Source organism: Lactonifactor longoviformis, assembly GCF_042848515.1.
GTDB classification, from domain to species: Bacteria; Bacillota; Clostridia; order Lachnospirales; family Lachnospiraceae; genus Lactonifactor; species Lactonifactor longoviformis.
Genome location: NZ_AP031453.1, coordinates 496,758 through 508,317, shown reverse-complemented (window position 1 = coordinate 508,317; position 11,560 = coordinate 496,758). Strand labels below are relative to the sequence as shown.

Below are 11,560 nucleotides of genomic sequence, written 5' to 3'. Positions count from 1 at the left end.
AATAGGAAATCCTGTCATCCTTCAACTTTCCCATTAAGATCCAAGAACAATTCTACTGGCTGAGACTGAGTGGAAAATTGCATGGGTGACAACACGGCTGCATACGCACCAGCATTTGTTATAACTACAATATCACCACATTCTAAGTACGGCATTGTAATATCCTCTGCAATTACATCTGTCGCCGTACAAAGATTTCCAACCAAATCAACTTGTTCAGATGGTTTCTTTTGGCTCAATGCATTAAATTGAAAAGCGGCTGTGCTGGTGAATAGCGGCTCGCTTCCTTTCGGAGATTGATCCAATGAATAGTGTGCAACCAAACGGGCTAACGAGGGACGACTAAAGCCGTTCAGCGTATTTTTCAAAAGAATGTATGTTTTCCCATAGGACACTTTTCGGTCTGCTACTTTCGTTACATATACGCCCGCTTTTCCAGCAATATAGCGGCCTGTTTCAATAATAATCTTTGTATCGGGAAACGAATTGCGAAATGTGTCTAACGCAGTATTAACCGACTTACTTAGTTTGTCTATATCCAAAGGGACATCTTCAGCAGCGTAAGGAATGCCCATACCCGCCCCCATATTAACAAACGAAAGTTGAGTGGAGTTAACATCTTGTATACGCTTTGCTACTTGGAGGACACTTTCATAATATGCCGCAAGAATATCAGCGTTCAATTCCTGACCGCGCAGATGTACATGAATACCCGCAATCTTAATATTAGAAAAATCATATTCTTTTATAAAAGCGATTGCCTGTTCTTCATCAATTCCAAATTTAGAAGATATCCCATTTCCCCCATAAAAAGAAAAACTCGGGTTGATTCGCAAACCAATTTCGGCTATGAAATTTATTCGTTCTGCTACCATCTGAATTCTTTTGATTTCGTCAATACTGTCTGCAATAAGGACCGAAGATTTGATTGCGGTCTCAATATCTTCCATTGATTTTCCCGGAGCAGAGTAATAGATATTTTCTTTTTTCACACCAGCGGCAAGAGCTTTGCGGACTTCTCCTGCGCTTGCAGCATCTGCGCCAAATCCCTGCGAAAAAACACTTCGAAGTACATTTGCATTAGAATTACATTTAATGGAGTAAAGGAACAGGATATTAGGGAAATGCTCTTTTAAGTCTTGAGCTCGCGCGACAATTTGACTCTCATCATACAAATAAAAACTGTCATATCGTTTTGCCTGTTCTTTCACCACATCTTCATTATATGCCATAATTGGCCTCCATGTTAAACTTCCATAATAACCGGCAGCACCATGGGACTCCTCTTAATCTTCTTCCAAAGATAGTGATCCATCCCGTCCCTGATCTCTGACTTTATATATCCCCAGTCTCTGCTCTTCCTGCCCTCGCATTTCTCGATGGCCTTCAGGGCGACTTTTCTCATCTCCCGAATTAATTCTTCTGATTCCCTGATATACACAAAGCCTCTGGATATGATATCCGGGCCTGCCAGGAGTCTGTTGGTACCTTTTTCAAAGCTCATGGTTACGATAATGATCCCATCCTCGGACAGACTCTGCCGGTCACGGAGAACAATATTGCCCACATCGCCCACTCCAAGGCCGTCTACATAGATGCCCCCTGCCTGTACTTTTGAGGTGACTCTTCCCCTCTCCTGGGACAGTTCCAGAACATCTCCGGCATCCAGTACAAACACATGATCCTTTTCGATTCCCAGGTCCTGCGCCACATTGGCCCCTGCAAGCAGATGCCTGTACTCACCGTGGACAGGAATTGCATACTGTGGTTTTAAGAGTGAATAGATAAGCTTTATCTCTTCCTGGCAGGCATGTCCTGAGACATGGGTGTCCTGGAATATAACATTTGCGCCTTTACGAGCCAGTTCATTTACTACTCTGGATACCGCTTTTTCATTGCCTGGTATAGGCGTAGAGCTGAAAATAATGACATCATTTGGCTTTATCACTACCTTTTTGTGTGTGGAATCTGCCATGCGGGAAAGTGCCGCCATTGCCTCTCCCTGGCTTCCGGTGGTGATAAACACCAGTTTCTCATCCGGATACCGGTTCATCTGCTCCACTTCTATCAGGGTGTTTTCAGGAACCGTTACATATCCAAGCTCCTCAGCAATCTTAATCACTGTCTCCATGCTCCGGCCCTGCAGGATAACTTTTCTTCCAAATTTATATGCCGTATTCATAATCTGCTGCACCCGGTCAACATTAGAAGCAAAGGTTGCCACAATAATTCGGTTTCCCTTATTCTCTGAGAACAGCATATCAAATGTTTTTGCCACCTTCGTTTCAGATGGGGTAAACCCGGGACGCATGGCATTTGTGCTGTCACACATCACTGCCAATACTCCTTTTTTGCCGAGGATACCCATACGCTGCAGATCAATAGCTTCCCCAAACAGGGGGGTATAATCCACCTTAAAGTCCCCGGTGTGGAATATCATACCCGCGGGCGTATAGATAGCCAGTGCTGCTGCGCCTGCTATACTATGATTTGTCTTGACAAATTCTATGCGCATTTCCCCAAGATTCACACAGCCGCCCTGCTTCACCACCTTGCGCTTCGTCTTCTTCAGAAGCTTCGCTTCCTCCAGCTTATGCTCAATCAATCCCATAGTAAGCCTGGTGGCATAGACAGGTACGTTAATCTGCGGCAGAATATAAGGCAGAGCCCCTATATGGTCCTCGTGTCCGTGAGTAATAACAAAACCCTTCACTTTCTCCCGGTTTTGAACCAGATATGTCACATCCGGAATCACCTTGTCAATCCCCAGCATGTCATCATCCGGAAAAGAAATCCCGCAGTCTACCACAACGATGGTTTCCCCATATTCAATAGCCGTAATGTTCATGCCTATCTTATCCAGGCCTCCCAGGGGAATGATCTTTACCTCTTTGCTCATTTTCAATTGTTTTTCTTTTTGATTCAAATAATACCTCTTTTCTTTTTTGCTTTCCTTGCTCTGTCAGCCATTTTGACAGACTGCAATTATAGTTTCTTTTTTTTAATATACTGTCTGCATTTCTTTTCATAAAACAGCCCTATCCGATTGGGAAAAATAGATATGACCACTTTTTAAAAGCCTGTGCAATGATTTCTCATAGCTGCACCACAATATCTTTTCTCTTTCTTCACGAACAAACAATTAGATATAGTATACACCTCTTTGCTAAAAGAAGCAAGTCCATCTGAGGTGCGTCTCTATGGGAGAGCTGAAATACAATTTTGCAGACTATATAAAAGGTGCTCCCTGCATGGGTACAAAGGAATCCCTTGGTTTTCAGATTTACAAAAAGGCTCCCGAGGAAATCCTCGGAAGCCTTGATTTTACGAATAATTAATAATTACTCAATAATCTGAGCAACACGTCCTGATCCTACAGTACGTCCGCCTTCACGGATAGCAAATGTAAGACCCTGATCCATAGCGATTGGGTGGATCAGTTCGATTGTCATCTCTACGTTATCGCCAGGCATGCACATTTCTGTACCAGCTGGTAATTCGATAACACCTGTAACGTCAGTTGTTCTGAAGTAGAACTGAGGTCTGTAGTTGTTGAAGAAAGGAGTATGACGTCCACCTTCATCTTTTGTCAGAACGTAAACCTGAGCGGTGAATTTTGTATGGCATTTGATGGAACCTGGTTTTGCGAGAACCTGTCCTCTTTCGATTTCAGTTCTCTGAACACCACGAAGCAGCGCACCGATGTTATCACCAGCCTGAGCCTCGTCAAGTAATTTACGGAACATTTCGATTCCTGTTACAACTACTTTACGTGTCTCTTCTTTGATACCAACGATTTCAACTTCTTCAGATACATGCAGAGTACCAGCTTCTACTCTACCTGTAGCAACTGTACCACGTCCTGTGATAGAGAATACGTCCTCTACAGGCATGATAAATGGCTTGTCTGTATCTCTCTGAGGATCTGGAACCCATTCGTCAACAGCTTTCATTAACTCAAGGATCTTATCTCCCCATTCGCTCTGAGGATCTTCCAGAGCTTTTAAAGCGGAACCCTGGATGATAGGAGTATCATCACCTGGGAATTCGTACTCGTTCAGTAACTCACGGATCTCCATGTCTACTAACTCAAGTAATTCTTCGTCGTCTACCATATCACATTTGTTCATGAATACAACGATATATGGTACACCTACCTGACGGGATAACAGGATGTGCTCTTTTGTCTGAGCCATAACACCGTCTGTAGCAGCAACAACTAAGATAGCACCGTCCATCTGAGCAGCACCAGTGATCATGTTCTTAACGTAGTCAGCATGTCCTGGGCAGTCAACGTGTGCGTAATGTCTGTTTTCTGTCTCATACTCAACGTGAGCTGTAGAGATAGTGATTCCACGTTCTCTTTCTTCGGGAGCTTTATCGATATTTTCGAAAGCAACAGCCTGACCTGTACCTAATCTTTCGTGAAGAGTTTTTGTAATAGCAGCTGTTAAGGTTGTTTTACCATGGTCAACGTGTCCGATGGTACCAATGTTACAATGCGGTTTGTTTCTTTCAAATTTAGCTTTAGCCATTTTGAATGTCCTCCTTAATACATATGCGCCCCTCTGGGCAAATTGTTTTTTTTCGCTATTTTACTACTGAACCTGCTATCCTTGATTATATTGCAAAACAGGGATATTTGCAAGGAAAATTTAACAAGTTATAGGATAAAACGGGATTATTTCCCTATTGCAGAAATAACCTTTTCCTGTACAGACTTCGGTACTGGCTCATATCTGTCAAAGAACATGGAGTAGTTGCCTCGTCCCTGTGTTCTGGAACGCAAGTCTGTAGAATAGCCGAACATCTCAGCCAGCGGAACGAATCCACGAATCATCTTGCCGCCGCCGATGTCGTCCATACCCTCGATGCGGCCACGACGGGAGTTGATATCACCGATAACATCACCCATGTAGTCTTCCGGAGTAGTAACCTCGACTCTCATAATAGGCTCCAGCAGTACGGGAGCGGCTTTCTGCATCGCTTCCTTAAATGCCAGAGAACCGGCAATGTGGAATGCCATTTCACTGGAGTCAACTTCATGGTAAGAACCGTCGTACACGGTAGCATGAATACCGACAACAGGGAAACCTCCCAGAGATCCGGCCTTCATAGCTTCCTCGATACCCTCGCCTACTGCAGGGATGTATTCCTTCGGAATGGCACCGCCCACAACCGCAGTATCAAACTTGTACAGTTCTTCACCGTTGGCATCCATAGGCTCGAATCTAACTTTACAGTGTCCGTACTGTCCGCGTCCACCGGACTGTTTTGCGTATTTGCTGTCAACATCCGCAGATTTAGTGAAGGTTTCTTTGTAAGCAACCTGAGGAGCACCTACGTTTGCTTCCACTTTGAACTCTCGCAGAAGTCTGTCCACGATGATTTCCAGGTGAAGCTCACCCATACCGGCGATGATTGTCTGTCCTGTTTCCTGATCTGTGTGTGCACGGAAGGTTGGATCTTCCTCAGCAAGTTTTGCAAGAGCCTCTCCCAATTTACCCTGTCCTGCTTTTGTCTTAGGCTCGATTGCCAGCTCGATAACTGGTTCGGGGAATTCCATAGACTCAAGAATTACGGGATGCTGGTCATCACATATAGTATCGCCAGTAGTTGTGAATTTGAAACCGATAGCGGCTGCAATATCTCCTGCAAATACTTTATCTAACTCAGCTCTCTTATTGGCATGCATCTGAAGGATACGGCCAACACGTTCTTTCTTATTCTTAGTAGCATTTAATACGTAAGAACCGGAATTCATAGAACCGGAATATACTCTGAAGTATGCCAGCTTACCAACGAATGGGTCTGTCATAATCTTGAATGCCAGCGCGGAGAATGGTTCGTCATCGGAAGAATGTCTCTCGATCTCGTTTCCATCCAGGTCAATACCCTTGATTGCAGGTATGTCTGTAGGAGCCGGCATAAACTCAAGGATTGCGTCCAGCAGTTTCTGAACACCCTTGTTTCTGTAAGCAGTACCGCAGCAAACCGGAATACAGGCACATTCGCAGGTTCCTTTTCTCAGAACCGCTTTCAGGCTTTCTACCGATGGCTCTTCCCCTTCCAGGTATTCCATCATCAGGTCGTCGTCCAGCTCACAGATTTTTTCAACTAATTCTGTATGATACAGTTCTGCATCATCCTTCATATCTTCGGGAATGTCTGTGATTGAGATATCTTCGCCCTTCTCATCGTTGTAGATATAAGCTTTCATCTCAAACAGGTCAATGATTCCCTGGAAATCGTCCTCTTTGCCGATTGGCAGCTGAAGACAGATTGCGTTTTTACCTAATCTTGTCTTAATCTGATCTACTGCATTGTAGAAATCAGCTCCCAGAATATCCATCTTATTGATGAATGCCATTCTGGGTACGTTATAGGTATCAGCCTGACGCCAAACGTTTTCAGACTGAGGTTCAACACCACCCTTTGCACAGAAGACACCGACAGCGCCGTCTAATACACGGAGTGAACGCTCAACTTCTACTGTAAAGTCAACGTGTCCCGGAGTATCAATAATATTGATACGGTGTTCCAGAGCACCCGGCTTAGTCTTACAGTTTTCCTGTAAAGTCCAGTGGCAAGTTGTAGCGGCTGAAGTGATTGTGATACCCCTTTCCTGCTCCTGTTCCATCCAGTCCATGGTAGCAGTACCTTCGTGTGTATCTCCAATTTTATAGTTAACACCGGTATAATATAAGATACGCTCTGTCAGAGTGGTCTTACCCGCATCAATGTGGGCCATAATACCAATGTTTCTGGTTCTCTCTAATGGATATTCTCTTCCAGCCAATGGATTTTCCTCCTTTAGAATCTATAATGAGCAAATGCCTTATTAGCTTCTGCCATCTTATGCATGTCTTCTTTCTTCTTTACAGATGCTCCTGTATTGTTCATAGCATCTAAAAGCTCATTAGCCAGTCTATCTTCCATTGTCTTTTCTCCTCTTTTGCGGGAGTACAATGTAATCCAACGAAGTGCTAACGCCTGACGTCTCTCAGGTCTTACTTCGATAGGTACCTGGTAGGTAGCTCCACCGATACGTCTTGCCTTTACCTCAAGTACAGGCATGATATTGTTCATAGCTTCTTCAAATACTTCTAATGCTGGTTTTTCAGCTTTTGCTTCAATCTTAGCGAATGCTCCGTATACAATCTTCTGAGCTACACCCTTCTTACCGTCTAACATAATGTTGTTGATAAGTTTGGTAACTACCTTGTTGTTGTACAGAGGATCTGCCAAAACGTCTCTTTTTTGAGTATGTCCTTTACGTGGCACGTTACTTCCCTCCTTAATCATTCCATTGATATAGCAGAATTCATCTGCTTTTGATTAAATCATAGGTACTCACATGGCGTATGCACACCTACTATGTGTTCGCACTCGGTAAATTCTCTATCGATAAACCCGCAGCCACCGCTAGGTTCTTCTGGAATCCCGGTACAAATGATAGCATTTTGTGATTCTATTGATTTGTTTAATTAGTTAGTCCGTATTACCAGTGCTTTTCTGGCCTTCGGTTTATTATTTCTGTTTTGGTCTCTTAGCACCGTATTTAGAACGTGCCTGTCTTCTATTAGCAACGCCTGCAGTGTCAAGGGTTCCACGTACGATATGATATCTGGTACCTGGTAAATCCTTTACCCTGCCGCCACGGATCAGAACAACGCTATGCTCCTGTAAGTTATGACCTTCTCCTGGGATATAGCTTGTTACTTCAATACCGTTGGAAAGACGTACTCTGGCGATTTTTCTAAGCGCTGAGTTAGGCTTCTTAGGGGTAGCTGTCTTAACTGCTGTACATACACCTCTTTTTTGTGGTGATGACATGTTTGTGGATTTCTTCTTTAAAGAGTTGAAGCTCTTCTGAAGTGCCGGTGCAGTAGACTTCTTTACAGATGTCTGTCTTCCTTTTCTTACTAACTGATTAAATGTTGGCATTCCAATTCACCTCCTGTATTATTTTCTTCCTAAATTCTTTGGAATATTGTGGCTGCTGGTTGTTATTCCTGTGAATAAAAACCTTTTTTGAGCGCACGACTAGCGTGTAATTCCGTGCGCACTTATGTATTATAGCTTTTGCGGCAAGTCGTGTCAAGGAATTTCTTGTAAAATTTTCTTTAGAAGGCCTGATTTTCCCAAGATTGTTGACGCTCGCGCCTGAATACTATAAAATAAGAAGCACAAATACAAAACGTTTAATTGGAGGTACCTATGGATCAATCGCCACAGAAAAGGCCTAAAAATGTAGTTATTCTCTGTGCAGTGCTGGGAATTGCAGTGCTGGCAGTTGTTCTCTTTCTTCTTATTCCAAAGCTTACCGGAAGCAGCAGGGATTCCCGCAGCAAAAATGCCGATGCCGGGAATACACTTCTTTCGGAGAACGAGGACGCCGATGCCCTGTCAGACGCCCAGGAGAATGCCGATATACCGGAAACCCCAAAGAAGGAAGAAGAACCCGAAACCATAACAGCCACCCCTCCTGAAGTATCCGAAGAAACACCTTCCCAGACCCAGGAGACACCCGAGCCCCAGACACCGGCTCCCCAGGAACAGCCGGCGAGTCCCCCTCAGCCTGAGGGAAACGGTCATATCGTGGCGATTGATGCCGGGCATCAGGCCCAGGGGAACAGCGAGCAGGAGCCCATCGGACCGGGAGCCGGCGAAACCAAGGCAAAGGTCGCGTCCGGAACAAGCGGAAGTGTATCTGGCCTGCAGGAGTATGAGCTGAATCTTCAGGTTTCCCTGAAACTCAGAGACGAGCTTCAGGCAAGAGGGTATGAGGTAATCATGATACGGGAAACCAACGACGTGAATATCAGCAACGCAGAGAGAGCCCAGATTGCCAATGAGTCCGGCGCGGAGATTTTTCTGCGGATTCATGCCAACGGTTCTGACGACAGTTCCGTGAACGGCGCGCTCACCATGGCGCCCACCTCCGGAAATCCCTATGTCAGTAATATCGCTGCTGCCTCTCAGAAGCTCTCCGGAGATGTACTGGACTGCTATTGTGCAGCTACGGGATTCAAAAAGCGTTCGGTCATGGAAGTGGATAATATGAGCGGCATCAACTGGTGTACAATCCCTGTTACCATCGTCGAGATGGGATTTATGTCTAATCCGGAGGATGACGCCAGGATGGCGGACGAAGCTATGCAGTATCAGATGGCAGAAGGTATAGCCGACGGCGTGGATCAGTATTTTACGGAGTAATTCATTATACCTATAATAAAAACACCGGAGCCGGGGATAACACGCCCCACTGCTCCGGTGTTTTTATTCACTCTTCCTGCCGGATATCCTCCAGCAGTCTTTTTCTCTGTCTTTTAAATATCTTCTGCAGTACAACCGTACCCAGAAGGCATAGCGCCATTCCCGCTATCCCGCCGTAAAACATAACCGTTCCTGTGGTAATTGCCATATATACCCCGCTTTCCCGATCCCTCTCAGGTTATCCATCCGCCCTTCACCGCCTGCTGGTGGAGTTCCTCCAGGCGCTTCATCTGAGGATCCGTCTCATTATTGTCCAGCTGCTTTCGGTATAATTCCTCCGCCTTCTCATAGTACTGGCCAAACTTCTGGTAGCTTCTCTGGCTGTTTTCTTTTTCTCCCTGCCGATCGGCCTCCAAAAACGCAAGGTTTTTATAGATGCGGTAGTCTTCCCCGTATGTTTCCAGCATGCATTCCAGTTCCTCCTCCGCCAGGTCAAATTCCTTCTGCTGACGGTATAAGGCGGCCAGGTTCTCATCTGTAGTGTATGTCCCCCAGCCATTGTCTCTGATACTCAGCAGCGTATCTGCCGCCTTTTCTAAATATGTGTTATCCTGGCTGTACTCTGCCATGTCCATATATGCCTGAGCCAGCCCTTCCAGCACCGCCACCTGCTCCCCGGCAGGCAAACTTGCCTTTGTCTCTTCCAGCAAAGCAATTTTCTCCCGGCACCCTTCCTCGTTTTTTCCTGCGCTGTCAATGGCCCGGCAGGCCATCACGCCGGCGCGCATACGGGTATAGTCATCCGACGCTGCTTCCAGACACTGCACAAAATACTCTTTCGCCGCTGTATAATCCTCTTTCTGAAACGCAATCTCGCCCTTCACATAAATCAAATCCCCGCTGTCTGCCCCGTTCTCCTCTGCCTCATCCAACGCCTTCCCTGCAGCGTCCAGATCTCCCTCTTTGGCTAGTGCGATGGCATAATCCCGATAATAGTCACTGTTGCGGCTATCCGCATGGATCGCCTTTTCGTAGCTTCTTGCCGCATCGGGATATTTCTCTGTGTGTTCATAGGCGTTCCCCAGCAGATAGTACACATTGCCCAGCATCTCATCCTGTTCCAGAAGCCTGCTGTCTGTAAGAATTGTGCCTGTAATATACAAAATATTTTCCTCATACTCTCCCTGGGCATTCAGGGCCACTGCTTTCTGATAATAAGCGTCAATCTGGTGGGGAAATACCTTAAGTGCTTTTTGATAGAGCGTTTCAAAATTCTCAAAGTCTGCTTCCTCAATGCTGTGGGATGCCTCTTTTATATAGCCTTCATATTGGCGCGCTTTATCCTGCTCCATCTGGATATTTCCTCTGACCGTAAGGCCTCCGCACAGCAAAAAGGCTGCCCCCAGGCCTCCGTAGATTACTCTTTGGCGGAAGACCAGCCTCTGATACCTTTTATCCTGCCTTCCCATACCCTGAATGGCCAAAAGAAGCTCTGAAGCGCTCTGAAACCGCCGGTCCGGCCTTGCCTCCAGGCATTTCATTATTATGCCGGCAAATACCTCGCTGATTGTCACAGACGTACCTGAGACATTGTCTTGTCCGCGCCGCTCTCCCGGCCCCTGGGCTTCTCCCCGAGGTGCTCTGTACTCCCTGATGTCTCTGATATCGCCCGGCCGTCTGGCAGGGATCCTTCCTGTCATAAGGTGATAGAGCGTTGCTCCCAGGCTGTAGATGTCCGCACGGGCGTCTACGGTGCGGTATTGACTTTTTTCGTTCACAGAGCGGTTGTGCTTTGCAGCGGCAATGAGCTCCGGGGCTGCATAGCCTGGACTGTAGCCATACACTCTGGTGCCCTGTCCGTTCAGCACTGCTGATACGTTAAAGTCAATCAGACAGATATTTCCCTCAGGGGTGAGCATAATATTGGCCGGCTTAATGTCGCTGTGCACTATGGGGGGCTTCCTGCTGTGAAGATAGCTTAAGGTAGAGCATATCTGCACAGCCCACTCTGCTACCTGCTTCTGGGAAAATGTCCGTCCTTTATCCAGATATTCCTGAAAGGAATGACCGGGAATAAAATCCATCACAGTGTACACATCCCCGTCTATCTCCAGAAAATCTAACACCTGGGGAATACAGGAGTGACGCAGGTTTTTCAGAATATCCGCCTCGATTCTGCTGTCTCTGAACCCCAGAATACTGCTGTTGATCTTTTTAAGCACAACCTCCTTTTGCAGGCGCTTGTGATAGGCTTTATAGATCGTGCCGCCCTTCCCGGCGCCGATCTTTCCAATTATGTCATATGTGTCTGAAATACGTTCCAGCATAATTTATTCTTCCC

10 protein-coding genes are annotated in these 11,560 nt (G+C 45.9%); 2 read left to right on the top strand and 8 right to left on the bottom strand.

Annotation, left to right across the window (positions count from 1 at the left end; genetic code table 11):
• Positions 1–14: 14 nt before the first annotated feature.
• Both ACGHCT_RS02285 and ACGHCT_RS02280 read right to left on the bottom strand, forming a co-directional pair.
• Entirely contained in the window at positions 15–1,232 is a 1,218-nt protein-coding gene (locus ACGHCT_RS02285; protein WP_390437948.1) for a hypothetical protein, read from the bottom strand.
• Between the two features lie 14 nt (positions 1,233–1,246).
• Positions 1,247–2,899 carry a ribonuclease J gene (locus ACGHCT_RS02280; protein WP_154257169.1) on the bottom strand — a complete coding sequence of 551 codons (1,653 nt, stop codon included), beginning with the start codon at positions 2,897–2,899 and terminating at the stop codon, positions 1,247–1,249.
• A 301-nt stretch (positions 2,900–3,200) separates the two neighbouring features.
• Here ACGHCT_RS02280 and ACGHCT_RS02275 point away from each other — a divergent pair, with 301 nt between their 5' ends.
• Positions 3,201–3,338, top strand: a complete 138-nt coding sequence (locus ACGHCT_RS02275) for a hypothetical protein (protein ID WP_154257074.1) — start codon at positions 3,201–3,203, stop codon at positions 3,336–3,338.
• Between the two features lie 3 nt (positions 3,339–3,341).
• Here ACGHCT_RS02275 and tuf read toward each other — a convergent pair whose 3' ends face one another.
• The 4 genes from tuf to rpsL all read right to left on the bottom strand — a co-directional run bounded on the left by tuf (position 3,342) and on the right by rpsL (position 7,947).
• Entirely contained in the window at positions 3,342–4,535 is a 1,194-nt protein-coding gene (tuf, locus tag ACGHCT_RS02270) for an elongation factor Tu (RefSeq protein WP_072850312.1), read from the bottom strand.
• Between the two features lie 146 nt (positions 4,536–4,681).
• A complete protein-coding gene (fusA, locus tag ACGHCT_RS02265) occupies positions 4,682–6,799 on the bottom strand; it encodes an elongation factor G (RefSeq protein ID WP_154257075.1) in 2,118 nt (705 codons plus the stop codon).
• Between the two features lie 14 nt (positions 6,800–6,813).
• Positions 6,814–7,284, bottom strand: a complete 471-nt coding sequence (gene rpsG / locus ACGHCT_RS02260) for a 30S ribosomal protein S7 (RefSeq protein ID WP_207650920.1) — start codon at positions 7,282–7,284, stop codon at positions 6,814–6,816.
• Positions 7,285–7,530: 246 nt separating this feature from the next.
• A complete protein-coding gene (gene rpsL, locus ACGHCT_RS02255; protein ID WP_072850306.1) occupies positions 7,531–7,947 on the bottom strand; it encodes a 30S ribosomal protein S12 in 417 nt (138 codons plus the stop codon).
• 273 nt (positions 7,948–8,220) lie between these two features.
• Between rpsL and ACGHCT_RS02250 the strand changes: the two genes are divergently transcribed.
• Positions 8,221–9,219 carry an N-acetylmuramoyl-L-alanine amidase gene (locus ACGHCT_RS02250; protein ID WP_226901887.1) on the top strand — a complete coding sequence of 333 codons (999 nt, stop codon included), beginning with the start codon at positions 8,221–8,223 and terminating at the stop codon, positions 9,217–9,219.
• Positions 9,220–9,286: 67 nt separating this feature from the next.
• Here ACGHCT_RS02250 and ACGHCT_RS02245 read toward each other — a convergent pair whose 3' ends face one another.
• On the bottom strand, positions 9,287–9,427 hold the full coding sequence (locus ACGHCT_RS02245; RefSeq protein ID WP_226902328.1) for a hypothetical protein: 141 nt from the start codon (positions 9,425–9,427) through the stop codon (positions 9,287–9,289).
• A gap of 25 nt (positions 9,428–9,452) precedes the next feature.
• A complete protein-coding gene (locus tag ACGHCT_RS02240) occupies positions 9,453–11,546 on the bottom strand; it encodes a protein kinase (protein ID WP_390437942.1) in 2,094 nt (697 codons plus the stop codon).
• Between the last annotated feature and the right edge of the window lie 14 nt (positions 11,547–11,560).